This is a genomic window from Epibacterium sp. ABV4_022, from assembly GCF_056159345.1.
The window spans coordinates 13864-40626 of sequence record NZ_JBSWVA010000004.1 but is presented as its reverse complement, the minus strand read 5'-3'; the positions used below and the strand labels follow the sequence as shown (position 1 = coordinate 40626).

General features: G+C 63.7%; 22 protein-coding genes. 10 read left to right on the top strand and 12 right to left on the bottom strand.

The annotated features are described in order from the left end of the window. Window positions 1-243 precede the first annotated feature (243 nt). The 7 genes from ACXAF5_RS20485 to cobA all read left to right on the top strand — a co-directional run bounded on the left by ACXAF5_RS20485 (window position 244) and on the right by cobA (window position 10816). Window positions 244-1611 carry a CmpA/NrtA family ABC transporter substrate-binding protein gene (locus ACXAF5_RS20485; protein WP_474948016.1) on the top strand — a complete coding sequence of 456 codons (1368 nt, stop codon included), beginning with the start codon at window positions 244-246 and terminating at the stop codon, window positions 1609-1611. A gap of 124 nt (window positions 1612-1735) precedes the next feature. Next, on the top strand, window positions 1736-2809 hold the full coding sequence (locus tag ACXAF5_RS20480) for an ABC transporter permease (RefSeq protein WP_239368473.1): 1074 nt from the start codon (window positions 1736-1738) through the stop codon (window positions 2807-2809). A 5-nt stretch (window positions 2810-2814) separates the two neighbouring features. After that, window positions 2815-4500, top strand: coding sequence for an ABC transporter ATP-binding protein (locus tag ACXAF5_RS20475; RefSeq protein WP_474948015.1), 1686 nt, complete (start codon window positions 2815-2817; stop codon window positions 4498-4500). 4 nt (window positions 4501-4504) lie between these two features. Continuing rightward, the gene (gene nirB, locus ACXAF5_RS20470; RefSeq protein WP_474948014.1) at window positions 4505-6943 is read left to right on the top strand and encodes a nitrite reductase large subunit NirB; all 2439 of its coding nucleotides are present in this window, start codon (window positions 4505-4507) and stop codon (window positions 6941-6943) included. Further along, window positions 6940-7272: a nitrite reductase small subunit NirD gene (gene nirD, locus ACXAF5_RS20465; RefSeq protein WP_474948013.1), complete on the top strand. Its 333-nt coding sequence runs from the start codon at window positions 6940-6942 to the stop codon at window positions 7270-7272. The genes nirB and nirD overlap by 4 nt, the downstream gene beginning before the upstream one ends. Next, a complete protein-coding gene (locus ACXAF5_RS20460) occupies window positions 7269-9920 on the top strand; it encodes a molybdopterin-dependent oxidoreductase (RefSeq protein ID WP_474948012.1) in 2652 nt (883 codons plus the stop codon). Before nirD ends, ACXAF5_RS20460 begins: the two co-directional genes overlap by 4 nt. Then, a complete protein-coding gene (cobA, locus tag ACXAF5_RS20455; RefSeq protein ID WP_474948011.1) occupies window positions 9917-10816 on the top strand; it encodes a uroporphyrinogen-III C-methyltransferase in 900 nt (299 codons plus the stop codon). Before ACXAF5_RS20460 ends, cobA begins: the two co-directional genes overlap by 4 nt. A gap of 11 nt (window positions 10817-10827) precedes the next feature. On the opposite strand, the gene ACXAF5_RS20450 is transcribed toward cobA, so the two are convergent. Both ACXAF5_RS20450 and ACXAF5_RS20445 read right to left on the bottom strand, forming a co-directional pair. Continuing rightward, a complete protein-coding gene (locus tag ACXAF5_RS20450) occupies window positions 10828-11916 on the bottom strand; it encodes a ParB/RepB/Spo0J family partition protein (RefSeq protein WP_474948010.1) in 1089 nt (362 codons plus the stop codon). Beyond that, window positions 11909-13288, bottom strand: coding sequence for an AAA family ATPase (locus ACXAF5_RS20445; RefSeq protein WP_474948009.1), 1380 nt, complete (start codon window positions 13286-13288; stop codon window positions 11909-11911). The genes ACXAF5_RS20450 and ACXAF5_RS20445 overlap by 8 nt, the downstream gene beginning before the upstream one ends. A 696-nt stretch (window positions 13289-13984) precedes the next feature. Here ACXAF5_RS20445 and ACXAF5_RS20440 point away from each other — a divergent pair. Continuing rightward, window positions 13985-15286, top strand: a complete 1302-nt coding sequence (locus ACXAF5_RS20440) for a replication initiation protein (RefSeq protein WP_474948008.1) — start codon at window positions 13985-13987, stop codon at window positions 15284-15286. A 12-nt stretch (window positions 15287-15298) separates the two neighbouring features. On the opposite strand, the gene arsB is transcribed toward ACXAF5_RS20440, so the two are convergent. From arsB to ACXAF5_RS20420, 4 genes are read right to left on the bottom strand one after another with little or no spacing between them, the layout of a single operon-like run. After that, window positions 15299-16330: an ACR3 family arsenite efflux transporter gene (arsB, locus tag ACXAF5_RS20435; protein WP_474948007.1), complete on the bottom strand. Its 1032-nt coding sequence runs from the start codon at window positions 16328-16330 to the stop codon at window positions 15299-15301. Further along, complete coding sequence (gene arsJ, locus ACXAF5_RS20430; RefSeq protein WP_239368489.1) at window positions 16327-17601, bottom strand: organoarsenical effux MFS transporter ArsJ; 1275 nt, start codon at window positions 17599-17601, stop codon at window positions 16327-16329. The genes arsB and arsJ overlap by 4 nt, the downstream gene beginning before the upstream one ends. Then, window positions 17598-18596 (bottom strand): ArsJ-associated glyceraldehyde-3-phosphate dehydrogenase, encoded by a 999-nt coding sequence (locus ACXAF5_RS20425; RefSeq protein WP_239325170.1) that lies wholly within the window; start codon window positions 18594-18596, stop codon window positions 17598-17600. Before ACXAF5_RS20425 ends, arsJ begins: the two co-directional genes overlap by 4 nt. Before the next feature lie 42 nt (window positions 18597-18638). Further along, entirely contained in the window at window positions 18639-19469 is an 831-nt protein-coding gene (locus ACXAF5_RS20420) for a metalloregulator ArsR/SmtB family transcription factor (RefSeq protein ID WP_474948006.1), read from the bottom strand. Between the two features lie 179 nt (window positions 19470-19648). Here ACXAF5_RS20420 and ACXAF5_RS20415 point away from each other — a divergent pair, with 179 nt between their 5' ends. Together ACXAF5_RS20415 and ACXAF5_RS20410 are read left to right on the top strand one after the other, a co-directional pair. Continuing rightward, on the top strand, window positions 19649-19999 hold the full coding sequence (locus ACXAF5_RS20415) for an MbcA/ParS/Xre antitoxin family protein (protein ID WP_474948005.1): 351 nt from the start codon (window positions 19649-19651) through the stop codon (window positions 19997-19999). Further along, entirely contained in the window at window positions 19999-20505 is a 507-nt protein-coding gene (locus ACXAF5_RS20410) for an RES family NAD+ phosphorylase (protein ID WP_474948004.1), read from the top strand. The genes ACXAF5_RS20415 and ACXAF5_RS20410 overlap by 1 nt, the downstream gene beginning before the upstream one ends. Here the strand turns inward: ACXAF5_RS20410 and ACXAF5_RS20405 are convergent. The 6 genes from ACXAF5_RS20405 to ACXAF5_RS20380 form a co-directional block, all read right to left on the bottom strand. Continuing rightward, complete coding sequence (locus ACXAF5_RS20405) at window positions 20465-22039, bottom strand: HAL/PAL/TAL family ammonia-lyase (RefSeq protein WP_474948003.1); 1575 nt, start codon at window positions 22037-22039, stop codon at window positions 20465-20467. The two genes, ACXAF5_RS20410 and ACXAF5_RS20405, sit on opposite strands and share 41 nt — an antisense overlap. Before the next feature lie 219 nt (window positions 22040-22258). Next, window positions 22259-23482, bottom strand: coding sequence for an NADH:ubiquinone reductase (Na(+)-transporting) subunit F (gene nqrF, locus ACXAF5_RS20400; RefSeq protein ID WP_474948002.1), 1224 nt, complete (start codon window positions 23480-23482; stop codon window positions 22259-22261). A 13-nt stretch (window positions 23483-23495) separates the two neighbouring features. Continuing rightward, window positions 23496-24104, bottom strand: a complete 609-nt coding sequence (gene nqrE, locus ACXAF5_RS20395; protein ID WP_239325158.1) for an NADH:ubiquinone reductase (Na(+)-transporting) subunit E — start codon at window positions 24102-24104, stop codon at window positions 23496-23498. Then, window positions 24104-24757 (bottom strand): NADH:ubiquinone reductase (Na(+)-transporting) subunit D, encoded by a 654-nt coding sequence (locus ACXAF5_RS20390; RefSeq protein WP_239325156.1) that lies wholly within the window; start codon window positions 24755-24757, stop codon window positions 24104-24106. The genes nqrE and ACXAF5_RS20390 overlap by 1 nt, the downstream gene beginning before the upstream one ends. Continuing rightward, window positions 24757-25569, bottom strand: coding sequence for a Na(+)-translocating NADH-quinone reductase subunit C (locus ACXAF5_RS20385; RefSeq protein ID WP_474948001.1), 813 nt, complete (start codon window positions 25567-25569; stop codon window positions 24757-24759). The genes ACXAF5_RS20390 and ACXAF5_RS20385 overlap by 1 nt, the downstream gene beginning before the upstream one ends. Then, the gene (locus tag ACXAF5_RS20380; RefSeq protein WP_239325152.1) at window positions 25562-26761 is read right to left on the bottom strand and encodes an NADH:ubiquinone reductase (Na(+)-transporting) subunit B; all 1200 of its coding nucleotides are present in this window, start codon (window positions 26759-26761) and stop codon (window positions 25562-25564) included. Before ACXAF5_RS20380 ends, ACXAF5_RS20385 begins: the two co-directional genes overlap by 8 nt. Between the last annotated feature and the right edge of the window lie 2 nt (window positions 26762-26763).

The window sequence follows — 26763 nt, the reverse complement described above, 5'->3', positions numbered from 1 at the left end:
CGCATCGCAGAAGAATTTCGCACCTCCGGCCAGTTTCGGCTTTGAGGCCACCGCCCCCTCTGACATGCTGAACTCAGGCTCGCAACGACGCCAGCCGCAGAATTTCTCCCAGTGAATGGGACTTTCAGAAGAGCAAAGCCGCTCGACCCGCTCCGCCTCTCCTTCCGGCGGATAAGGTCGGCGGCTTTTTTGGTTTCAGCGCCCGGCTGAACCACCGCATCACACCATGAGGGGACCGAACCGATGAAGAAACTGATGTTGACCTTGGCAGCCACAGCGGCGCTTGTCAGCCCCGCCCATGCAGACATGCTGGAGCTGGAAACAGACGTCCTGACCTTTGGCTTTATCAAATTGACAGACATGGCACCGCTCGCCGTGGCCTATGAACAGGGCTACTTCGACGACGAGGGCCTGTTTGTCACGCTGGAAGCGCAGGCCAACTGGAAAGTGCTGCTGGACGGCGTGATCGACGGCAGCCTCGACGGCGCCCATATGCTGGCCGGCCAACCGCTGGCCGCCACCATCGGCTACGGCACCGAAGCCCATATCGTCACCCCGTTTTCCATGGACCTGAACGGCAATGGCATCACCCTCTCCAACGAGGTCTGGGAGATGATGAAGCCGAACCTGCCGCGGGATGACACCGGCCGGGTGGCCCATCCGATCTCGGCGTCGCATCTGAAACCGGTCATCGAGCGCTTCAGGACAGAGGGCAAGCCCTTCAACATGGGCATGGTCTTTCCGGTCTCCACCCACAACTACGAACTGCGCTACTGGCTGGCCGCCGGCGGGGTGCACCCGGGCTACTACAGTCCGGAGAACGTCACCGGCCAGATCGGCGCCGAGGCCTTCCTGTCGGTGACACCACCGCCGCAGATGCCCGCCACGCTGGAGGCCGGCACCATCTCCGGCTATTGCGTCGGCGAGCCCTGGAACCAGCAGGCAGTGTTCAAGGGCATCGGCGTGCCGGTCATCACCGACTACGAACTTTGGAAGAACAATCCCGAAAAGGTCTTCGGCATCACGGCCGACTTCGCCGAACAGAACCCCAACACCACCCGCGCCGTGGTCAAGGCGCTGATCCGGGCGGCGATCTGGCTCGACGAGAACGACAACGCCAACCGCGCCGAGGCGGTCGAGATCCTCAGCCGCCCGGAATATGTCGGTGCCGATGCCGAGGTGATCGCCAACTCGATGACCGGCACCTTCGAATACGAAAAGGGCGACGTGCGGGATGTCCCTGATTTCAATACATTCTTCCGCCACAACGCGACCTATCCGTTCTACTCGGACGCGGTCTGGTACCTGACCCAGATGCGGCGCTGGGGCCAGATCGCCGACGCCAAGCCCGACAGCTGGTTCGATGAGGTCGCCCGCTCCGTCTACAAGCCCGAGATCTATCTCGAGGCCGCCCGGATGCTGGTCGACGAGGGCAAGGCCGACGCCGCCGACTTTCCCTGGGACAGCGACGGCTACAAGGCCCCCACCCCGGCCACCGACATCATCGACGGCATCCCCTTCGATGGCCGCAGCCCCAACGCCTATATCGACAGCCTGCCCATCGGCCTGAAGGGCCGCCAGACCGTCGTCGGCGAGGCCGTGCAGGGCTGACCCGCCCCGACGGGAGGGCGGGCGGGGCGAGGCTCCTTCAGGAGCGAGCGCCGGTCCCCTCCCGCACGCTGCATATCTCTTTCTCGCCCGTTCTCGCCAGGACCCCCATCCGAAGGATCCCGCCATGACCACCGTCGACCCCGACAGCCTCTCCGCCGAAGCCCGGCGCGCCCGGCGCTTCACACGCATCAACCAACTCGATTCCTGGTTTCAGGTTCTCGGCCTGGCCTGGATCACCCCGCTGCTGAAGCTCGCCGCCGGCGACACCCCCCGCACCCAGGCCCGAGAGCTCTGGCGCCTTCTGGCGGTGCCGCTGCTTGCCATCGTCGGCTTCCTGCTGCTCTGGGGCACGCTTGCCCCGCGGGTGCAGACCTCGCTTGGCGCCATCCCCGGCCCGGTGCAGGTCTGGGAGGAAACCCTGACCCTGCATCAGGACGCCCGCGCCAAGGCCGCAAAGGAGGCGCAGTTCCGCGAGCGGGTGGAGCAGCGCAACCAGCGCATGATCGAACAGGGCCGCGCGGATCAGGTCAAACACATCGCCTATACCGGCGCGCCAAGCTACTACGACCAGATCTGGACCTCGATCCAGACCGTGTTCTTCGGCTTCCTGCTGGCCTCCGTGGTGGCGATTCCGCTGGGCATCCTTGCCGGGCTCTCGCCGATGGCCAATGCGGCCATCAACCCGCTGGTGCAGATCTTCAAACCGGTCTCGCCGTTGGCCTGGCTGCCGATCGTCACCATGGTGGTGTCTGCGCTGGCCGCCTCGGGGGACGGGCTCTTTGCAAAGAGCTTTCTGGTCTCCGCGATCACCGTCACGCTGTGCTCGCTCTGGCCCACGCTGATCAACACGGCGCTTGGCGTGGCGTCGATCGACAAGGATCTGGTCAATGTCTCCAAGGTCCTGAAAATGAACACCTATACCAAGATCACCAAACTGGTGCTGCCCTCCGCGCTGCCCCTGATCTTTACCGGGTTGCGGCTCTCGCTCGGAGTTGGCTGGATGGTGCTGATCGCCGCCGAGATGCTGGCCCAGAACCCCGGTCTCGGCAAATTCGTCTGGGATGAATTCCAGAACGGCTCCAGCCAGTCGCTGGCCCGGATCATCGTCGCGGTGCTGACCATCGGGCTGATCGGCTTCCTCCTCGACCGGGTGATGTTTGCGCTGCAATCCCTGTTCACCTTCTCGAACAACCGGTGAGCGTCATGAGCATTCTGGAATTTTCCGACGTCTCCAAATCCTTTGGCACCGGCACCACCACCGATGTGCTGAAGACCGTCAACCTCCGGGTCGAAGAAGGCGAGTTCCTTGTTCTCCTTGGCTTTTCCGGCACCGGCAAGACTACCCTGATCAACCTGATGGCGGGGCTGGAGCGCCCCACCAGCGGGCGCGTGACCTTCAAGGGCCAGAACATCACCGGCCCCGGCCCGGAACGCGGCGTGATCTTTCAAAACTACGCGCTGATGCCCTGGCTCACCGTGGCCGGCAATGTGGGGCTTGCGGTGGATGCGATCTTTCCCGGGCTGGACCGGGCGGCAAAGACCGCCAAGGTCGACCACTACGTGCAGATGGTGGGGCTGTCCCATGCCCGCCACCGCCGCCCGGCCGAACTGTCCGGCGGCATGCGCCAGCGGGTCAATGTCGCCCGCGCCCTGGCGATGGACCCCGAGGTGCTGCTGCTGGACGAACCGCTCTCGGCGCTCGACGCGCTCACCCGTGCCAATCTCGCCGAGGAGATCGAAGCGATCTGGGAGGCCGACAAGAAGACCTGCGTGCTCATCACCAACGACGTCGACGAGGCCATCCTTCTGGCCGACCGCATCATCGCCCTGAACCCCGACGGCACGCTGGGTGAGGAGTTCGTGGTGTCTCTGCCCCGGCCCCGGGATCGCAGCGCCATGAACACCGATGATCGCTTCAAGCACTTGCGCGTCGCCGTCACCGGGCACCTGATGGATGTGGGGATCAAGTCACGGGTCGAGGGCACAAAGCTGCTGCCCGATGTGACGCCGATCCACCAGCTGCCGGCTGCCGTTGCCGAGGCCGGGACCGGGACCGCGCTCGCCGAGGAGCGCTATCTCGACTTTTCGCAGCTGCACAAGATCTACCCCACGCCCAAGGGACCGCTGACCGTGGTCGAGGATTTCGACCTCAAGATCAACAAGGGCGAGTTCATCTCGCTGATCGGCCATTCGGGGTGCGGTAAATCCACGGTGCTGACCATGGCCGCCGGTCTCAACCCGATTTCAAAGGGCGCGATCAAACTCGACCGCAAACATGTCGAAGGCGCCGACCCGGAGCGCGCGGTGGTGTTCCAGTCGCCCAACCTGTTTCCCTGGCTCTCGGCACGGGAAAACTGCGCCATCGGGGTGGACAAGGTCTATCCCAGGGCCAGCCAAGCGGAACGTCAGGACGTGGTGGACTATTACCTCGAACGGGTCGGCCTCGCCGAGGCGATGGACAAGCCCGCCTGCGAGATGTCCAACGGCATGCAGCAACGGGTCGGCATCGCCCGCGCCTTTGCCCTGTCACCGAAACTGCTCTTGCTGGATGAACCCTTTGGCATGCTCGACAGCCTCACCCGCTGGGAGCTGCAAGAGGTGCTGATGGAGGTCTGGTCGCGCACCAAGGTGACCGCGATCTGTGTCACCCATGACGTGGACGAGGCGATCCTGCTGGCCGACCGGGTGGTGATGATGACCAACGGGCCGCAGGCCACGATCGGCAAGATCACCGATGTGAACCTGCCCCGCCCGCGCACCCGCAAGGCGCTCTTGGAACACCCGGATTATTACGCCTACCGCCAGGACGTGCTCGATTTCCTCGAGGAATACGAACACGGCGCCAAACCAAAACCCACAGCAACCGCAAAAAAGATAGCGGCGGAGTGACATCATGACCAAAAAACTCGTCATCATCGGCGCTGGCATGGCCTCGGGCCGGGTCATCGAGCATCTGCTGGAGACTGCCCCCGACGCCTATGACATCACCCTCTTCAACGCCGAACCCCGCGGCAATTACAACCGCATCATGCTGAGCCCGGTGCTGTCGGGCGACAAGACCTACGCGGAGATCATCACCCATTCCGATGACTGGTACGCCGCCAATGGCGTGCACACCCGGTTTGGCCAGAAAATCACCCGGATCGACCGCAGCGCCAAGACCGTGACCTCCGACACGGGCGAGGTTCTGGCCTATGACAAGCTGCTGTTCGCCACCGGCTCCAACCCTTTCATCATCCCGCTTCCGGGTCATGATCTCGACGGCGTCATCGCCTATCGCGACCTTGAAGACACCCACCGCATGATGGAGATGCAGACGGGCAACAAGGTGGTGGTGATCGGCGGCGGTCTCCTCGGTCTTGAAGCGGCTGCCGGCATGGCGGCGCGCGGCGCCGATGTCACCGTGGTGCACATCATGGGCCACCTGATGGAGCGCCAGCTGGACGAGGCCGCAGGCTATCTGCTGAAAAAATCGCTGGAGGAAAAGGGCATCACCGTGCGGCTCTCTGCGAACTCAAAGGAGATCGCAGGCGCGGATGGCAAGGTGCGCGCACTGGTGCTGGATGACGGGACCGAGCTGCCCTGCGATCTGCTGGTGATGGCCGTGGGCATCCGTCCCAATACCGCCCTGGCCGCCGAGGCCGGCCTGGCGGTGGGCAAGGGCATTCATGTGGACGACCAGATGCTGACCTCGGACGCCGATGTGCTGGCCGTGGGCGAATGTGTCGAACATGATGGCGCGATCTTCGGCCTTGTGGCGCCGCTTTATGATCAGGCCAAGGTGGCCGCGCAAACCCTGCTCGGCCAGGACGCCGCGTTCCGGCAGAAATCGCTCTCGACCAAGCTCAAGGTCACCGGCTGCGACCTGTTCAGCGCCGGTGATTTCTCCGCAGGCGACACCCGCGAGGACATCGTGTTTCGCGACCCCGCACGGGGCGTCTACAAGCGGCTGGTGCTGGAAGGCGACCGGCTGGTCGGGGCGGTCATGTATGGCGACACGAGCGACGGCAACTGGTTCTTTGGTCTCATCAAGGATGGCACCGATGTGTCAGAGATGCGCGACACGCTGATCTTTGGCCCCGCCTATCAGGGAGGGGCCGCCGCGGACCCTCTCTCAGCCGTTGCAGCATTGCCGCGTGACGCGGAAATCTGCGGCTGCAACGGCATTTGCAAAGGCACCATCGTCGACGCCATCGAAGGCGGTGCAACCGACCTGCCCGCCCTGAAGGCAACCACCAAGGCCTCGGCCTCCTGCGGGACCTGCACCGGGCTGGTGGAACAGCTGCTGGAGGTGACGCTGGGCGATGGCTATGAGGCCCCGCAGGCGCAACCGATCTGCGCCTGCACCGACCACACCCACGAGGACGTCCGCCGCCTGATCAAGGCCAAGGCGCTGAAAAGCCAGCCCGCCGTCTGGCAGGAACTGGGCTGGAAGACCCCCAACGGCTGCCATGTCTGCCGCCCGGCGGTGAACTTCTACCTGCTCGCCGATTGGCCGGTGGAATATCAGGACGATCCGCAAAGCCGGTTCGTGAACGAGCGCAAACACGCCAACATCCAGAAAGACGGCACATTTTCGGTGGTGCCGCGCATGTGGGGGGGCCTCACCAACCCGCGCGAGCTGCGGGCCATTGCCGATGCAGCCGAGAAATACGACGCCAAGACGGTGAAGGTCACTGGCGGCCAGCGCATCGACCTCTTGGGCATCAAGGGCACGGACCTGCCCGCGATCTGGGCCGATCTGAACAAGGCCGGGCTGGTCTCGGGCCACGCCTATTCCAAGGGGCTCCGGACCGTCAAAACCTGCGTTGGCACCGATCACTGCCGCTTTGGCACCCAGGATTCCACCGGGCTGGGCGTCAAGCTGGAGCGGGCCCTCTGGGGATCGTGGACACCGCATAAGGTCAAACTCGCGGTCTCCGGCTGTCCCCGCAACTGCGCCGAGGCCACCTGCAAGGATGTCGGCATCGTCTGCGTCGACAGCGGCTATCAGATCGGCGTCGGCGGCGCGGCGGGCATGGACCTGAAGGAGACCCAGCGGCTGGCGGATGTCGCCACCGAGAAGGAGGCGATGGAAATGACCGTGGCCTTTGTCCAGCTTTATCGCGAACACGCCAAATACCTGGACCGACCCTATAAATGGCTCGCCAAAGTCGGCCTGGAGTGGGTGCGCGAGCGCATCGTCGACAATGCCGCAGAGCGCCGCGCGCTGGTGGAGCGGTTCGAGCTGTCACAGAGCATCTATCGCAAAGACCCCTGGGCAGAGCACGCCAAGGACAAAGCCGAAACCTATCAACCCCTTGCAGACCTGACCCTGGAGGCCGCGGAATGAGTTGGATCGATATTGGCACCCTGGACGACATCCCCCTGCGCGGTGCGCGGGTGGTCAAGACCCCGCTGGGTTGCGTCGCGCTGTTCCGCCCCGCCGAGGACGAGGTCTATGCGCTGTCCGACCGCTGTCCGCACAAGGGTGGGCCGCTGTCGGATGGGATCGTGCACGGCAAACAGGTGACCTGCCCGCTGCACAATTGGGTGTTCTCCCTCGAAACCGGCGCCGCACAGGGCGCGGATCAGGGCCAGGTCACCACTTACTCCGTACGGATCGAAGACGGGCGCCTGCTGATGGATGCCACCGAACTTGGCAAGCGAGACGCCGCATGACATCGCCCGCGCAGGATCAACAGAGCTGGACCCGCTCCACCTGCCCCTATTGCGGCGTTGGCTGTGGAGTCCTGATGCGGCGGGGTGGCCCGGACGGGCTGGAGGTCAAGGGAGACCCGGACCACCCCGCCAACCGGGGGCGGCTGTGCTCCAAAGGCGCGGCGCTGGCGGAAACCACCGGGCTGGAGGGCCGCCTGCGCGCGCCCCGCATTCACGGCGCGGACACCGATTGGGACAGCGCCCTGGATCTGGTCGCCACCCGGTTCCGCGAGACGATTGCCGCCCATGGTCCCGACAGCGTCGCCTTCTACGTCTCCGGCCAACTGCTGACCGAGGATTACTATGTCGCCAACAAGCTGATGAAAGGCTTCATCGGGTCCGCCAATATCGACACCAATTCGCGGCTCTGCATGGCGTCCTCGGTCGCCGGCCACAAACGCGCCTTTGGCAGTGACACCGTGCCTGGCACCTATGAGGATATTGACGAGGCCGATCTGGTGGTGCTGGTGGGCTCCAACCTGGCATGGTGCCACCCGGTGCTGCACCAGCGACTGCTGGCGGCCCGCGCGGCACGCGGCACCCGCATCGTGGTCATAGACCCCCGCCACACGGCAAGCTGCGATACCGCCGATCTGCACCTGAAACTCCGCATCGGGTCGGATGTCGCCCTGTTCAACCACCTCTTGTCCCGGATCGCGCGCTCTGCTGCGCTCAATCCTGATTTTCTGCGCAATGTCAATGGATTGGACGAAACCCTCGCCGCAGCGCAGGATGACGATCCGGGCGCAACCGGCCTGCCGCCCGAAGAGATCGACCGCTTCTGCCGGATGTGGATCGAGACCCCGCGCGTCGTCACCCTCTACAGCCAGGGCGTCAATCAATCCGCCGCCGGCGCTGACAAGGTGAACGCGATCCTGAATTGCCATCTGGCCACCGGACGCATCGGACGCCCCGGATCCGGCCCCTTCTCTGTCACCGGTCAGCCCAACGCCATGGGCGGGCGCGAGGTCGGCGGGCTGGCCAATATGCTTGCCTGTCATCTCGATCTGGAATCGCCCGATCACCGGGCCATCGTGCAGGATCACTGGGCCGCCCCCACCCTGCCCGACGCCCCCGGCCTCAAGGCCGTCGACATGTTCGAGGCGATCCATTCCGGGCAGATCAAGGCACTCTGGATCATTCACACCAACCCCGCCGTCTCGATGCCGGATGCGGATCGGGTTGCACAGGCCATCACCTGCTGCCCGTTTACCGTTGTCAGCGACATCAGCGCGGAAACCGATACCGCGCGGCTCGCCGACGTATTGCTGCCCGCCGCCGCCTGGGGCGAAAAATCCGGCACCGTTACCAACTCCGACCGCACCATCAGCCGCCAACGCGCGCTACGCCCGCCCCCGGGCTCGGCCCGCCCCGACTGGCAGATCCTCTGCGATGTGGGGCGGCGTATGGGCTGGCCGCAGGCCTTCGCCTACGACAGCCCCGCCGCGATTTTCAGAGACTATGCGGCGCTCTCCGGCAAGGCCGCCGCGCTGGGGCGCGACTTCGACATCTCGGCCCTCTCGGCGCTGGACGATGACGCCTATGACAGGCTCCCTCCCGGGCGCTGGCCCCTGACTGCGGAGCGGTCCGGCGGGCGCTTCTTTGCCGACGGGCGCTTCTACCACGCCGATGGCAAGGCGCAGATGATCCCGGTTCAGCACCGCCCACCGGTCGCCAAACGCAGCCCGCGCTATCCGTTCCGGCTCAACACCGGGCGCATTCGCGACCAATGGCACACGATGACGCGGACCGGCCTGTCCCCGCGGCTCTCGGCGCATCTGGCCGAACCCTATGTGGATCTTCACCCTGAAGACGCCGCCCGGCTGGCGATCAAACCGGCGGATCTGGTGCAGCTCAGCAGCCCCTACGGCCGCGCCCTCCTGCGGGCGCGCATCACCGATGACGGTCAGCCAGGCACGGTTTTTGCCCCGATCCACTGGACCGCAGAGACAGCCCCTGCCGCGCGGATCGACCATCTGGTGGCTCCGGTGGTGGATCCGGTCTCCGGCCAGCCCGAGAGCAAGGCAAGCGTGGTTGCCGTGTCACGGTTCGAGGCCCGCTGGTACGGGTTTGCCGTCTCTGCCACGCCTCTTGATCGCGACACGCTGGAGATCGCCGACTACTGGGCCCGGGCGCGCACCCCGGGTGGCTGGCGACTGGAGCTTGCCGGGTGCCGCGCCATTGCCGATTGGGACGCCATCGCCCGCCGCCTGTTCGACCTGCCACGGGCGGATGTGCAGCTGGTGTCGGATCCGGCGCGCGGCACCACCCGGCTCGCCTTCCTGCACGGCGGGCGCGTGCAGGCCGCCCTGTTCATTGCCCCGCAGCCCGTTGCCGTCATGCGCGATTACCTGACCGGCGTGCCCGGCACCGCAGCCGCCACCGTCCTGACCGGCCGTGCACCGGTGGACCAGCCCGATCCGGGCCCGATCCTGTGCTCCTGTTTCTCGGTCGGGGTGAACAGCATCCTCACCGCCATCGAAACCGGCGGCCTGATGACGGTCGATGACGTCGGCGCAGCGCTTCAGGCCGGAACCAATTGCGGCTCCTGCAAGCCCGAAATCGCCGCGCTTCTGGCGCGTATCCAGGTCCAGGAGGCCGCAGAATGACCGCCCTGCCCGCACAAGCCACCCGCGCCCTCGACTGGGGGCTGCGCCTGTGTCGTCAGACCGCCAGCCTGCTCCAGACCCCTCTTACGGTGCGCCCCTCCCGTGACCTGGCCCGGCGCCGGGCACGATCCCATGTCGCCCTGGTGGGCGCGGGACCCGGTGCTGCCGACCTGCTGAGCCTGCGGGCCCTGGCGCGCATTCGCGCCGCCGATGTGCTGCTCTATGATCGGCTGGTCGATCCGGAGGTGATCGCCCTCGCCCGGCGCGGCTGTCGCAAGATCTACGTCGGCAAGGAGGTGGGCGCACATGCCTGGCCGCAACACCGGATCGACGCCTGCATCGTTGCCGAAGCCCTGAAGGGCCAGCGCGTGGTGCGGCTCAAATCCGGCGATCCGGGCATTTTTGGACGGCTGACCGAAGAGCTCACCGCCGCCCGGCTGGCCGGCCTCCCGGTGGAGGTCGTGCCCGGTATCACCGCCGCCTGCGCTGCGGCGGCGCATCAGCAGATCAGCCTCACGGAACGCGGCGTGGCAGATACGCTGATCCTGACCACCGGCACCTGTCGACACGGCAGCGCCCTGCCCGACAGCACCCGTCATGCCGGCCCCGGAACCACTTCTGTGTTCTACATGTCGGTGCGACAGGCCAGCCGCATCCGGGACGGGCTCATCTCCCAGGGTTTGCCGCACCGGGCGCCGGTTCGGATCGCGGCTGATGTGGCGAAACCCGGTGAACAACACCTGGCGTGCCGCCTCGACCAGCTGCCGGACACTCTCCGCGCCGCCGCCATCACCGGCTGCGCCCTGATCATCGTGACCTGGCCGAAACCCGCCAGGCAGCCAGACTCGGCCTTGGGACACTCACATCCGGCGCAGAGGCAACCGGCGCCGGGGTGACCCCGCTGCGCTCACTCCGCGTCGCTGACGTGGGCTTCGATCAGTGTCAGCAAGGTTTCGACCTGCTCTGGTGACAACCCGCGCCCCTTGAGGTCGATCCGGACCGCTTTCGGGGAGACCTCAGCGCTCAGATCTCCGCCCCCTTGCAGGCTGCGCGGGCTCAGCCGGGTGACCTTACGCGGGCGCCCACCGCGGGCTGTTACGGCAGCTGCCCCGCCCTGGTCCTGGGCATTCAGCGCTGTTTCCAGCAGCTTCCATTCCGCGCGTTCACTGTCCGGTGCGGCGCCGGCTAGGACCTGCCGCAAACCCGCCTGCCCCCCGGCCCGCAGCGCCGCCGCCAACCGCAATCCGGCCTTCTCCGACAGCGCACTGGGATAGCGCAGCAGATCGCCCAGCCCCTCATGCACGGCGGCAAAGCTGCGCACCTTGGAGCGCTTTGCCTTGGACGCCGCCGCGAACAGGACATCCACCGCCTCCTCGACCGAGGCAAAGACCCCCTGCCCCGTCACCAGAACCGCGATGCGGCCCCGTTCATAGGGCGTCAGATTGGCCCGCAGCTCGTTTTCCTCGACCATGGAAACATAGGCCGCGGCGCTGTCGCTGCCCTGGCGCACAAAGGCGGGGATCTCGGCGAACCCCTCGTGACCACGGTTCAGGCGCGCATAGGCTTCGAGCCGGCGGAACCCGGACACCAGACCATAGCCGCCATCCTCCAGCGCCACCACCTCGACCGGGCTGCGCAAGCCGTTCTGGCGCACCGAGGCAATCAGCTCCTGCAGCTCCTGCTCGTCCACCGCCATGCGATCGCGCCGCAGGTAGTCGCGGTCGATCTGCTCCAGCGGCACCGGCTGCACCACCTGCCCCGCTTCCTCCGCGCTGCGCCAGCGACCCGCGTCAGCCTTGTCGCGGGCCATCTCCACCCGGTCGGTCACCGCCGCCATGCCGCGCAGCTTGGCGGTTTCGGCCGAGACCTTGGCGATCGGCGGCGCGCTCTGGGTGCCTGTTTCGAACGGGTTGACGCTTGGTTTCGTCGCGAAACCCTCTTCCAGCGCCTCGATCTCCGAGGCATCCGGTGCGGTCAGTCGTCTGCGTTTAGCCATCCTGGTGGTCCCCTGCCATCCGGGCATCGCGCCACCAGCTGCCGATGAGGAGTTCCTTGAACTCGGCATAGGTGCGATCAAAGGTTTCCCGCCCGCGTACATAGGTATCGCGGTTGAAGTCGCGATAATCCGCTTCATAGATCCCATTTACCTGCTCTCCCGCCTGGCCCACGAGGGCCGTGACATCCTGACGGTAGGCATTCATGAAATCGCCGAAGTAAGCTTGGATCACATTCGCCATATCCGTCTGCTGACTGGCGTCAAAGCGCGTGATCAGCGCCCTTACTACATCCCATTCGAACTTAATTTCAGGCAAACCGGCCGCACGCTGCGCAACGTTCTCGCCCTCCTCGATCGACGCAAAGGTCGAATAGAGCATATCAAAGAACCGCCCCGTGCTGTCGAATTCCAGAAACGATGCCCCCAGCGGCACCAGCAGGATATCGGCAGCGGCCAGCGCGTTGATGGTCAGATAGCCAAGCGCCGGCGGCGTATCGAGAAAGACGATGTCGTACTCGTCGAGGATACCTTCGTCCTGAAGAAAATTGCTCAACGCATCCCAGAGCGGCCAGCTCCGCAACCCCATGCGCCAGACCGGAATCTGGAACTCCGCCCAATAGAGGTTCAGCTGCGCGCCGATCAGGTCGATATTGGGCCAATGGGTTTTCTGGATGACGTTTCGCGGCGAAACCGTCAGCGCCTCGTTCAGGGTTTCATCCAGCGCCAGCTCCGGCTCGCCGGCGGCGGCGCGGACAGCGTTTTCTTCCAGCACGGCCTTGGCGTAATCCTTGGCCACCAGCGGGAACACCGTCGACCATTCGTCCTCCACGGTGCCGCCGAGGATCGAGGTCATGGAGCCCTGGCTGTCGAGGTCGATCACCAGCACCTTGTAACCGTCCAGCGCCGCCGACATCGCCAGATGCGCAGCTGTCGAGGTCTTGCCCACGCCGCCCTTGAAGTTGGCAACCGCGGTGACCTTGGCCGGCAAACCTTCCGGCCGGTAGGGCAGGTATTCCTTGGTCGAGATCCCCTCGCTCGCGAAGTGCTGACGCAGCGCGAGGACTTCTTCGAGGGTGAACCATTTGGAGCCACCTTCGCCTTCGCCCTGGGGCAGATCCGGATGCGCCTTCAGAACCCGGCGCAGGTGTTGCGGCGCAACCGGGATCAGATAGCGGGTGATTTCCCAAACGGAGAACTTGCGCAGCCGCTTTTCACCGTCGGGGGCATAGCCGCGTCGGGCCAGATCCTCGCGTCCCTTGGTGCACAAGGCAGCGGCTTTGGCAAAGCGGGTGGTTTGGATCGGATCGGGCAGCTTGCCTGCGGCTTTCTCCGGGTCCAGATTGAAATAGGGGGGCAATGGAGGGGTACTCATCAGGTTGCTCGATCTCGATGAATGTCTGCGGTTTTTTGTTATATGCCCAAGAATAGAGAACATCCCTGCGCCTGCATAGGTCATACGGACCCGGTGCGGAGATTTTTCAGGTTCCTGTCAGCGGTTTCGTGGCGAAACGTAGGGGGTTGGCATCATCCTTGGCGGCATTGCATCGAAAAACCCAGAAATGGAAACACAACAAAGCGTTTAGTTTTTTTAGAGTCTTTAGAATCTTTAGGTCGGGGAAATCATTTGTACTCAACGCCTTAAGTGGCCAAAGGTGCCACTTTACAGGAAGATGGGTACCTATATGCAGGATGAAAGGGACCCGTATGCAGGATGAACAGGTCCCTTGAGCGGGAGGAAAGGTCCCGATTCTCGGGATGGGTCCTCCGGCGCGAAACCTGTGACACAGAGCGCCAGAGCCGCGCGTGGAGCGGTTTCGGACTCGAAATTCGACACTGAAGGCCCGGGTTAGACCCTGTTTTCTCCGCCGCGCTCTGGCGGTCTGAGGCGTGGAGTTGCGAGGGCGCATGATTCGCATTCCTCGTAGAAACGCTTCGGAGATCCCGTGGATGGGTACCTTTGGGACCAAGGGAGGACCTCTGTCGTGCCGCGTGAAAGGAACCCATAGGTAATTGTCTGCCGGGTTCCTTTTGTGGCAGAGTTGCAAAAAACATCAAGGCAGATGATTCCATGGCAGAGCAGGCTTTCGATGCGGAACGGCTGACCGGCGCGTTGACGCGAGAGACGGTGAAAAAGAATGTCGCCGCAATCCACATCAGTGGCAAGCTGACTCTGTTGCAGCGCAAGCTGTCCAATGTGCTGTTGCTGAATGCCTACGACACGCTGACCTCGGCCCGCAGCCACACCATCGACGCGCGCACATTGGCGATGATGGTGGGATACAACTCCAACGATGTGGACAGTCTGCGCGCCAGTCTCCGGGCGCTGGCGGAAACGGTTGCGGAATGGGACATGCTGGATGAGCAGGGCCACCAGGAATGGGGGGTCTCGGCGCTGCTGAGCTATGCCAAGCTGAAGAACGGCGTCTGTGAATATGCCTATTCCCCGGCCTTGGCGCAGAAGCTGCATGACCCGAAGATCTACGCGCTGATCAATGTAAAGATACAGCGCAACTTCACCTCCGGCCACGGGCTGGCCCTGTATGAAAACTGCTATCGCTTCGTGCGGACGGGATCGACGGGGTGGTGGAGCCTCGACATCTTTCGCAAACTGATGGGGGTGGACGGGTCCGCCTATTACGAGAGTTTCAAGCACCTCAACGCCAAGATCATCAAGCCGGCGGTGGCCGAGGTCAACAAAAGCTCCGACATCATCATCGAGCCGCAGACCCGCAAGAAAGGGCGTGCGGTCAGCGAGATCCGTTTTCTGATCAAGGAAAATCCGCAGATGGCGATGTTCCAGATCGATGATAGCGACGGGCTGCGCAATCTGCCGGTCTACAAGTCCTTGCGCGGGCAGGGGGTCTCGGACCGGCTGGCGCGGCAATGGATCACCGAACATGGGCAGGACTATGTTCAGGAAAAGCTCGACTATGTGTCGGGGCAGGGCGAGGTGAAATCCCGCGTCGGCTATTTGCGGGCGGCGATCAACGGTGATTACTCCGTGGCGCAAGAGGGGCGCGCGACCCCGTCCCAGCCGGACCCGGAGACCGAAGCGCGCCTGGCGGCGGAACGCGAGGCCCGCGCGGCGGAAAAGGCGGCGGAGGATGCAGCCTTTGCCGCGCGGGCGGCGGAGCGGCGAGACAGGGCGCGCCACCTCGATGTTGTCGAAACCCTGGTTTCGCGGCGAAACCCGACGCAACGCGATGCCGACAAGCGCCTGTTCCTGTCGCGGCTCGACAGTGATCTCGACCGCGAGCATTTCCGCCAGCACGGGTGGCGCTCGGCGCTGAACGCCGGCGCCATCATTGCCTTCTGGCAGGAGCTGGAGCCCGACGCCTTTGACGACCCAGCGGATGCGGCAGAGGCCTGAGCAGGGCCGGGCTTAGCGTGTGGACAGTGCGGGCGCCGAGGCAAACCGGGCCCGCGTGCGGTTGGCAAAACCCACCAGGGTGAGCATCACCGGCACCTCGACCAGCACGCCGACGACGGTGGCCAATGCTGCGCCGGAATTGAGGCCAAAGAGGCTGATTGCCACCGCGACCGCCAGTTCAAAGAAGTTCGACGTCCCGATCAGCGCGCAGGGGGCGGCGATCCGATGTGGCACCCGCATCGCATAGGCAGCGCCATAGGCGATGAAGAAAATGCCATAGCTCTGGATCAGGATCGGCACGGCGATCATGGCGATCACGGCGGGGCGGTCGAGAATGACCTGACCTTGCAGGCCAAACAGGATCACCACGGTTGCGATCAGGCCGATGATCGACAGCGGCTTGATCCGTGCCAGGAAGGCGGCGATGCGCGCCTCATCCCCCAGACGCCCCCGGGTCCAGAGACCGGCCACAAGGGGCAGCAGCACAAACAACACCGCCGAGAGGATCAGCGTGCTCCATGGCACCTCGATATCGGTGACCCCAAGCAGGAAGGCCACGATGGGGGCAAAGGCCACCACCATGATCAGATCGTTCACCGAGACTTGCAGCAGCGTATAGCTCTCGTCGCCCTTGGTCAGTTGCGACCAGACAAACACCATGGCGGTGCAAGGCGCGGCCCCGAGCAGGATCAGCCCGGCGATATATTGCTGGGCGTCTGCGGGGGTCAGGAAGGGGGCAAAGACCACCTCGAAAAACAAAACGCCGAGGGCAGCCATGCTAAAGGGCTTGATGAGCCAGTTGACCACCAGCGTGATCGCAAGCCCCTTGGGCTGGCGTGCCACATCCCGCAGGCTCTTGGGGTTCACGCCGATCATCATCGGGTAGACCATGGCCCAGATCAGCACCGCCACCACCAGATTGACACTGGCGACCTCGGCGGCGGCAATGGTGTCCACGAGGGCAGGGGAGAGATTGCCAAGCGCAATGCCTGCAACCATGGCCAGCGCCACCCAGATGCTCAGGTATTTTTCAAAGATGCTCATGCCGGGGTGCTTTCTGGTGTTGGGGCGGTCAGGCGCCCGGCGATCAGCGCGCTGAGGGCGATCATCACGGTGGCCGTGCCAAGGCAGGCTGCAACGCCGCCCAGTTGATAGGTGAGGCCCGACAGAACGGTGCCCAATAGCCGCCCGCCTGCATTGGCCATGTAATAAAATCCCACATCCATCGTGACCCGTTCGTCCTTGGAAAAGGCGAGGATCAGATAGGAGTGGAGCGAGGAATTCACCGCAAAAAGCGCACCAAACAGCAAGAGACCAGCCACCAGCGTCACGGTGAGCCACAGCGCAGGTCCGCCCGACATCAGCACGGCCGCCGTGAGAATGGCGGGCACCACCGCGAGCATTGCAGCCCAGCGGCGGGCGGCGGCGATCAGGTCAGCCTCACTGCGCGAGGGTGCGCGCAGGATGCGGGGCGCGGCGGCCTGCACGGCGCCATAGCAAATGATCCAGATCGCCATGAACGTGCCGATCATGAAGAACGCCGCGCGGTTGCCCTCTTCGGTGCCGTCCGACAGCACCGCGTAGAAATAGACCGGAATGCCGACCACGAACCAGACATCGCGCGCGCCAAACAGGAACACCCGCGCTGCCGACAGCCAGTTGATATTGGCGGATTTGGAGAACACCTCGGAGAACTTTGCGCCCTTGCGCCCGGTGGGCAGGCCCGCGGGCATGGCAATCAGCACCGCGATCAGGATCAGGCCGAGGATGATCGCCATGCCCAGCGTTGCCCATGTGAACCCCGCCAGCGCGAGCAAGGCTGCGCCCAGCAGGAAGCCCAGTCCCTTGACCGCGTTCTTGGAGCCGGTCAGCACCGCCACCCAGCGAAACAGCCCGTCGCCCTCGCGCGGGGCGAGCAGTTTGACGGCAGATTTCGACGCCATCTTGGCCAGATCCTTGGCCACGCCCGACAGCCCCTGCACCGCCATGACGAATGCCACCGAGGTGGCGATCTGCCAGGTGGGATCAAGCTGCGTCAGCGCCACCAGCGCCACCACTTGCAGGCCGAGCCCGGCATAAAGCGTCGTCGTCAGGCCAAACCGCGCCGCGATCCAGCCTGCCGAGAGATTGGTAACCATGCCCGCGATCTCGTAGAGGACAAAGAGATAGGCCAGCTGCACCGGGCTGAACCCCAGCGTATGAAAGTGCAACAGCACCAGCATCCGGAGTGCGCCATCGGTCAGCATGAAGGCCCAATAGGCCGCCGTCACCGCCACATAGGCGGCCAGGCCGTTTTGCGCGGGCGTGGAGGTCACAGGCTCTCACCCACCATCAGCGCCACATCCACCAGGCGATGCGCATAGCCCATCTCGTTGTCGTACCAGGCGTAGATCTTCACCTGGGTGCCATTCACAACCATGGTCGAGGGCGCATCGACAATGGAGGAGCGCGTGTCATTGGTGTAGTCCGCCGACACCAGCGGGCGTTCCTCATAGCCGAGGATCCCGGAGAGCGCGCCGGTCGCCGCCTCCTGGAACATGGCGTTCACCTCCTCGGCGGTGGTCTCGTGGGCGACCTCAAACACGCAATCGGTGATCGAGGCATTCAAGAGCGGCACCCGCACTGCATGGCCGTTCAGCTTGCCCTTGAGCTCCGGGTAGATCAGCGTGATCGCGGTGGCGCTGCCGGTGGTGGTCGGGATCAGGGAGTTGAGCGCAGAGCGCGCCCGCCGCAGATCCTTGGCCGGGCGATCAACAATGGTTTGGGTGTTGGTCACATCATGGATCGTGGTGATCGAGCCATGTTTGATGCCGATCCCCTCGTGCAGCACCTTCACCACCGGCGCGAGGCAATTGGTGGTGCAGCTTGCGGCGGTCACGATGCGGTGGCGGGCCGGATCATAGATGTCGTCATTGACGCCCATGACGATATTGGCGGCATCGCCATCCTTGACCGGGGCGGAGACCACGACCTTTTTGACGCCCGCCTCGAAATAGGGGGCGAGTTTGGCCTCGGTTTTGAAAACCCCGGTACAGTCGATCACCACATCGACGCCGTCGAGCGGCAGATCCGCGATGCGGGTCTGGTTCAGGACGGGCAGGCGGGTTCCATCGATGGTGATGCTGTCGTCATCGCTTGTGATCTCCGCGTCCCAGCGGCCATGCACCGTGTCGAACTCCAGAAGATGGGCGTGCATCGCCGCATCGCCCACCGCATCGTTGATCCAGGCGATCTGGGCGCCGCGTTCCAGCAGCGGTTTCAGGGCCAGTTTGCCCATCCGGCCAAGGCCGTTCAATGCATAGACGGTCATGTGCTGTCCTTATATTTCCGTGAGGGTCAGGGCGGTGCGGCCTCAGTGGTCGCGCGCGATGTCGTCCACCGCCTTTTGCAGTGAAATCCGGTCCAGTTCCGCAAAGGGCAGGGCGGCAAAGGCGCGGATGCGGTTCTTGAGCGTGCCATAGGCCTGCTGGAACGCGAGGCTCTGCTCGGCGTCGCTGCCCTCGGCCTTGACCGGGTCGGGCATGCCCCAATGACCGGAAATGGGCTGGCCGTCCCAGGCGGGGCATTCCTCATTGGCGGCGCGGTCGCAGACGGTGAAGACAAAATCGAACTTTGGCGCGGTGTCGGTGGTGAACTCACTGACGTTCTTGGCGCGCAGCTTGTCGGTGTCGTGTCCCTTGTTGCGCAGCACCTCAAGCGCGAAGGGGTTCAGCTCGGAATAGGGTTTGGTGCCGGCCGAGTAGACATTGAACCGGTCACCCCCTTCGGCAAGCAGGATCGATTCGGCAAAGATCGACCGGGCCGAGTTGCCGGTGCAGATGAACAGGACGTTGTATTTCGAGTCGGTCATGGCAGGGGTCTCCGGGGTCTCATCAGGATGTGCAGGCAAGCAGAGTTCGGGGCGGCCACGGCAGCAGTCGAAAAACAGCGCATCCATCGTTTCGCGCATGCCTGTCATATCAACCTGGTAGTGCAGCCATGTCCCTTCGCGGGTTTGCGTCACCAATCCGGCCTGCATCAAAGCAGACAAATATGACGACAGTGTACTCGGTTTGACCTCCAGGGCCGCCGCGATCTCGCTGGCGGGCACCCGATCAGGGTAGCGGCGCATCAAGAGCCGGAACACCGAAAGGCGTTGCGGATGGCCCAGGACGGACAGGCGGAGGGGAATCAGTGTTTCCATAATTCGCGTTTTATCGAAATATAAGCAGATTGCAAGACTGCGTTTGCGTCCTGCGGCCCGATCTGTCGCCGTGCTGCGTCGCCTGAATCTTTACCGTGCGGGGCTCCACTCTCTGTGATGCCTTGATTGACGCACGAAATTACACTATATAACGTCAGTATTGCTGAATGGAGGCTGAGATGCAGATCATGCAATTTGCAGAAGGCGGGTTGTTCGACCCGCGCAAGATCGCAGCCGTGCTGCGCACCTCCTCCGAGGAAGTGGCGATGACAGTGGGGCTTGGCAAGGATGCGTTGCAGCGCCGGGCGCGGGTGCAATCGGCCAAGACGCAGCGGCGCCTGCGGGAACTGGTGGAGGTGCTGAACAAGGTGCAGCCCCGGTTCGGCTCCGAATTGATGGCCTATGCCTGGTATCGTTCCGAACCGCTGGCGGGTTTTGACGGGCGCACCGCGATGCAGCTGGTCCAGGACGGCAAGGCGCAGGCGGTATTGGAGTATATCGACGCGGTCGATGCGGGCGTCTACGCCTGATGCCCCTTACAGACGGGCACTACAACGGGCCGCTCTATCGCGCGCTGAACCCGGTCTATGCGCGCGAGCCGCTCTCGGGTGTGGGGGCGGCGCGCTACGGCGGCCGCTTCAACCCGAAGGGCTGTGCCGCGCTTAATACCGCGCTCGATCCGGCGACGGCCCTTCGCGAGGCCAATCAGGTGGGGGATCTGCAACCGACCACGCTGGTCTCGTATCGTGCCGACCTCGGACCGGTATTCGACAGTCGCGACACGGAAGCGCTGGCGGAGCAGGGCATGACACCGGCCGGGCTGGCGGACCCGGGCTGGCGTGCGGCAATGCTTGATGGGCGAGAGGTTCCGACACAGGATCTGGCCCGGAGCCTGATTGGCGCGGGCTATGCGGGTCTGCTGGTGCGCAGCTTTGCTCCCGGCACCGGTGACAGCAGTCTGAACCTGGTGCTGTGGCGCTGGCACGCGGGGGACCTTACAGTGGTGGATGATGAAGACCGTCTGAACCGGATCTGAGGGGCCTGCGGTCTGCAAGATCCGGGGCGCAGGCACATTCATCGCGCAGCAGCGCCGCCACATCTTCGATGTCGCGGTTGAGCGGGCGGTCATCCTGATACACGGCCACCCGCCCGCGCAAACGTGCGTACAGACGGGCATTGGCCTCCGCCCCGCCGCGGAGGGGATGCAGGTCACGCGCCTGCGCCCCGCACAGCAATTCGATCGCCAGAATGTAGAACAGGTTCTGCATCACATGCAGCGCCTTTTCCGCGGCGGGTGTGGCATGGGTCAGGATGTCCTCCTGCAAGGCGGATGTGACGCCGCCGTCGAGGCTCGCGGGGACCGACAGGCGGCGGTTTTCACCACAGAGGGCCGAGGCGGAATATTGAGCGATCATCAGGCCGGAACAGCGGCCACCATCGGCGCTGAGGAACGGCGGCAGGTCGCTGACCAGTGGATTGACCATCCGGTCGATGCGGCGTTCGGAAATCGCGCCGAGCTGGGCCGCGATCATCGCCAGCCGGTCCGCCGCAAAACCGATGGCCGCGCCCACCGCGTTGGCCTGGCTGGAGACCACCGGTGCCTCCGGGCTGCCGCAAACCACGGGATTGTCGGTGACGCTGTGCAATTCGTTGCGCAGGATATCGGCGATATTGCCCAGCTCGTCGCGGACGCTGCCGTGCACCTGCGGCACCGCGCGCAGGCTGAGCGGATCCTGGGTGCGGGCGCGATCCGCCGCGACATGGCCGCGACCGCTGAGCCAGGTTCGCACCGTATTGGCCGAGGTGTGCATCCCCTCCGACATGCGCAGGCCCAGGCCCTGTTCCTCGAAGGGGTCGCTTTGCCGCCCCAGCAGCTCATAGCTGAAGGCGGCAGCGGCATCGGCCCAATCCACCAGGCGCGACAGGCGGGCAAAGGCCAGCGCGGCGAGACCGGTTGCGCAGGGGGTGCCGTTGACCAGACTCAGCCCTTCCTTGGCACCGAGTTTAAGCGGGGCCCGCCCGATGTGGCGCAGGGCCTGGGCGCCGCTGACCCGGTCCCCGTTCAGTATGGCCTCGCCTTCGCCGATCACCAGCAACCCGATGCAGGCCGAATGCACCAGATAGCCCACCGACCCCTGCGACGGCATCACCGGCGTGATCCCGGCATTCAGCAGTGCCAGCAGCGTCTCCACCGTTTCCCAGCGGACACCGGAGCGGCCATGGCAGAAGTTGTTGATCTGGGCCGCCATGATGGCCCGGGCCGCATCCGGAGGCAGGGGGGCGCCAACACCGCAGGCGTGGCTGAACAGGATGTTGTGGGACAGTGCTGACTGATCCGCCGGTCCGATGATGACATCGCAGAGCGCGCCAACGCCGGTGTTGATGCCGTAGCCGCGGATGCCCCGGTCGACGATCGCATCCACGATGTCGCGGGCCGCCTTGATCCGGGCGATGGCCGCATCCGACAGCACCAGATCTGCACCCTTGGCAATCTGCTCGATGTCAAATGGGCTGAGCGGACGGTCGAGCAGGACATGGTCCTGCGCGGACAAAGCGGCGTGGGCGGACATCTGGCGGTTCCAATGGTTGAGGGCGGGTGTCCCGCCGGCTGCACATTAAGTACATCACAAATAATATTATGAGTGTACATAATGCAGCGTCAAATACGTCCCCCGTCAAGCCTGTTTGCGACACGGTGCGCCACGGCAGATGGGGTTGTCCCACGAAAAAGGGGGCCAATGGCCCCCCTGTGATCCGTATGTCATGTCCGCAGACCGCGGCGCGTGGTGTCAGCCGCCGAAATCGTCGAGCATGATGTCCTCGCGGTCCACGCCCAGTTCCAGCAGCATGTTGATCACCGACTGGTTCATGATCGGCGGACCACACATGTAGAACTCGCAGTCCTCGGGCGCCGGGTGGTTCTTGAGGTATTCCTCATAGAGCACGTTGTGGATGAAGCCGGTGTAGCCTTTCCAGTCGTCCTCGGGCAGCGCGTCCGAGAGCGCCACATGCCACTCGAAATTGTCGAACTCTTCGGCCAGCTGGTCGAAATCTTCGACAAAGAACATCTCGCGTTTGGAGCGCGCCCCGTACCAGAAGGTGATCTTCCGGTCGCGGTTTTCCAGACGCTTGAGCTGGTCAAAGATGTGCGACCGCATCGGTGCCATACCGGCACCACCGCCGATAAAGACCATCTCTTTTTGCGTGTCCCGGGCGAAGAACTCACCAAACGGGCCGGAGATGGTGACCTTGTCACCGGGCTTGAGGTTGAAGATGTAGGACGACATCTGGCCCGGCGGAATACCGGTGGAGCCCGGCGGCGGCGAGGCAACACGGACGTTGAGCATAATGAGGCCCTTTTCGTCCGGGTAGTTGGCCATCGAATAGGCGCGCTCGATCGGTTCATCGACGATGGATTCATACTGCCACAGATTGAACTTGTCCCAATCGGGGCGGTATTCTTCCTCGACGTCGAAATCCTTGTAGGACAGCTTGTGCGCGGGGGCCTCGATCTGGATATAGCCACCGGCGCGGAAGTTCACATCCTCCCCCTCGGGCAGTTCCAGCACCAGGTTCTTGATGAAGGTTGCGACGTTTTCATTGGAGCGCACGGTGCACTCCCATTTTTTCACGCCGAACACTTCTTCGGGCACTTCGATGTCCATGTCCTGCTTGACCGCCACCTGACAGGACAGGCGGTCGCCACAGGAGGCTTCGCGCTTGGTGATGTGGCTTTCCTCGGTGGGCAGGATCGACCCGCCACCGGAATGCACACGCACGCGGCATTGCGCACAGGTGCCACCCCCGCCACAGGCGGAGGGGACGAACATTTTCTCGGCCGCCAGCGTTTGCAGCAGTTTGCCGCCCGCCGGAACAGAGATGGTTTTCTCACCGTTGATGGTGATGTTGACGTCGCCCGAGCTGACGAGCTTGGAACGGGCCGCCAGAATGATCGTCACCAGTGCGACAACGATCAATGTGAACAGGAGAACGCCTAGTCCGAATGTAGTCACGTCTGCGCTCCTCTCAGAGTTTCACGCCGCTGAAGGACATGAAGGCCATCGCCATCAGACCTGCGGTGATGAAGGTGATACCGAGACCCTGAAGCCCGTCGGGAATGTCGGAGTATTTCAGCTTTTCGCGCACACCCGCCATGGCGGTGATCGCCAGCGCCCAGCCGAACCCGGAGGACAGACCGTAGGTGGTCGCCTCGGCAAAGTCATAGCTGCGCTCCACCATGAAGAGCGAGCCACCCAGGATGGCGCAGTTCACGGTGATGAGCGGCAGAAAGACCCCAAGCGCGTTGTAGAGCGGCGGGAAATACTTATCGAGCAGCATCTCGAGGATCTGCACCATGGCCGCGATCACACCGATATAGGAGATCAGGCCAAGGAAGGTCAGATCCACATCCGGGAACCCCGCCCATGCCAGCGCACCCGGCGCCAGCAGATAGGTCAGGATCAGGTTGTTGGCAGGCACGGTGATGCCCTGCACCAACATGACCGAGATACCCAGACCGATCGCGGTCGAGATCTTTTTCGACACGGCGAGAAAGGTACACATGCCGAGGAAGAACGACAGGGCGAGGTTCTCAACAAATACGGCCTTGACCGCGAGGGAAAGCAATCCTTCCATCAGTGTGCCTCCACCGTCTGAATTTTATATTCGCGCTCTTCGACCTGTGCCGGTTTCCAGGTGCGGATGCCCCAGATCAGCAGGCCAATCACAAAGAAGGCCGAGGGCGGCAGCAGCAACATGCCGTTTGGCACGTACCAGCCGCCATTGTTCACGGTCTCAAGGATGGTGACGCCAAACAGGGAACCCGCGCCAAACAGCTCGCGGAAGAAGGCAACGATCATCAGCAGGAGCCCGTAGCCGAGACCGTTGCCGACCCCGTCGATGAAGCTCGCGACGGGCGGGTTCTTCATCGCAAAGGCTTCGGCGCGACCCATGACGATACAGTTGGTGATGATGAGACCCACAAAGACCGAAAGCGTCTTGGAGATTTCATAGGCATAGGCCTTCAGGAGCTGATCCACCAGGATCACCAGGGACGCAATAATCACCATCTGCACGATGATCCGGATCGAGGAGGGGATCTGGTTGCGCAGCATCGAGATGAACAAGGACGAAAAACCCGTCACCAGGGTCACCGCCAGCGCCATCACAAAGGCCACCTGCATCGAGGAGGTCACGGCCAGCGCCGAACAGATACCAAGCACCTGTAGGGTGATCGGGTTGTTGTCGACCAGCGGATCGACGAGTTGCGAACGATAGGTTTGTGCCATCAGTCGATCTCTCCTGCTTTGAGCCGCTCAAGGAAGGCGCCATAGCCGGCTTCGCCCATCCAGAATTTCACCAGATTGTCGACGCCAACAGATGTCAGCGTTGCACCGGCCAGCGCATCCACGTGGTAGTCCTGACCGGCGGGCGGTGCAGCTTTGGCCACGGTGATCGCCAACTGACCATCCTCAGTGAAGAGTTTCTTGCCGTTCCACAGCGCTTTCCAGCGCGGGTTGTCCACTTCGGCGCCGAGGCCCGGCGTTTCGCCGTGCTGGTAGAACTGCAAGCCGAAGATGTCGTTGCCGTTTTCCTCGAGCGCGATGAAGCCATAGAGCGTGGACCACAGGCCATAGCCCTCGATCGGGAGCACCACCTTGTCGACTGCGCCCGCATCATCGCGCAGCACGTAGACCATGCGATAGGCCTGCATGGTGCCGCCCAGACCGGCGGGATCTTCGTCCAGCGCCCGCACGATGGCCGGGTCGTCGGAGGCCGCCAGCGCATCGAAAGTCTCGATGTCGAACTGGTCGGTGTATTCCCCGGAGGACAGGTCCAGCACATGCGGCTCGAACGCGGCATAGGCTTCGGCCACCGGCACGTTTTCGTCATAGACGCCCGCGACCTGGAGGACGTTGATGCGCTTGTCGCGCAGCTTGTTTTCCTCTTGCACCGGACGCAGGGCCACGGCGGCGGCGGACACGATCATGGAGGCCACAAGGCAGAGGGTCACAGCCACAAAGACGGTCTTGCCAACGGAATCCGGCGGCGCGTCGAGGAAGCGGCGGATCAGGCCTTTTTGCTGGTTTGCATCAGACATTGCGCTTGGCCCTCCGTTTGATGTTGGCCTGCACGACGAAGTAGTCGATCAGCGGGGCAAAGACGTTGCCGAACAGGATCGCCAGCATCATGCCTTCGGGGAAGGCGGGGTTGATGACGCGGATCATCACCACCATGAACCCGATGAGCGCGCCGTAGATGTAGCGGCCGAGGTTGGTGTGCGAGGCGGAGACCGGTTCGGTCACCATGAAGGCGAGGCCAAAGGCATAGCCGCCGATCACGAGGTGCCAGTACCACGGCATCGCAAACATCGGGTTGGTGTCGGAGCCGATCCAGTTCAGCAGTGTCGAAAAGGCGATCATGCCCCCCAGACAGCCGACGATCAGCCGCCAGTTGGCAATCTTGACGATCAGCAGGAAGGCGAGACCGATCAGGATCGCAAGGGTCGAGGTTTCGCCAAAGGAGCCCTGAATGGTGCCGACAAAGGCGTCCATCCATTCGATCCCGCGCTCCGGCAGGGCTGCGTGGCCCTCGGAGGCGCCGATCGCCAGTGCGGTGGCGCCGGAAAAGCCGTCGACAGGCGTCCAGACCGATTCACCCGACATATAGGCGGGGTAAGCGAAATACAGGAAGGCACGGCCCACAAGTGCCGGGTTGAGGAAGTTCTTGCCGGTGCCGCCAAAGACCTCCTTGCCGATCACCACACCAAAGATGATGCCAAGCGCCACCTGCCACAGGGGCGTCGTGGCGGGCAGGATCAGCGTGTAGAGCATGGAGGTGACGAGGAAGCCTTCGTTGACCTCGTGACCACGCACCACGGCAAAGATCACCTCGAAAATACCACCAGCAACCAGCGTCACGATGTAGATCGGCAGGAAATACAACAGCCCGTGCATGATGTTGGCAAAGGGGTTGTTGGGATCAAATCCGATGCCCAGCGTCTCGATGATGGCGGCGCGCCAGCCCGATGCACCGTATTCGGCAATCGCCATATTGGTCTGCAGACCGGTGTTGTACATGCCGAACAGGATGCAGGGGATGGTCGCCAGCACCACATAGGTCATGATCCGCTTCATATCTATATAGGAACGGGCATGCGGCGCGACGGTGGTGACCGTCTTGGGCGTATAGATGAAGCTCTCCACCATCTCGTAGATGGGGAAGAATTTTTCGTACCGGCCACCCTTCAGGAATTGCGGCTCGATGCGATCAAAGAAATTGCGAAGACCCAAAG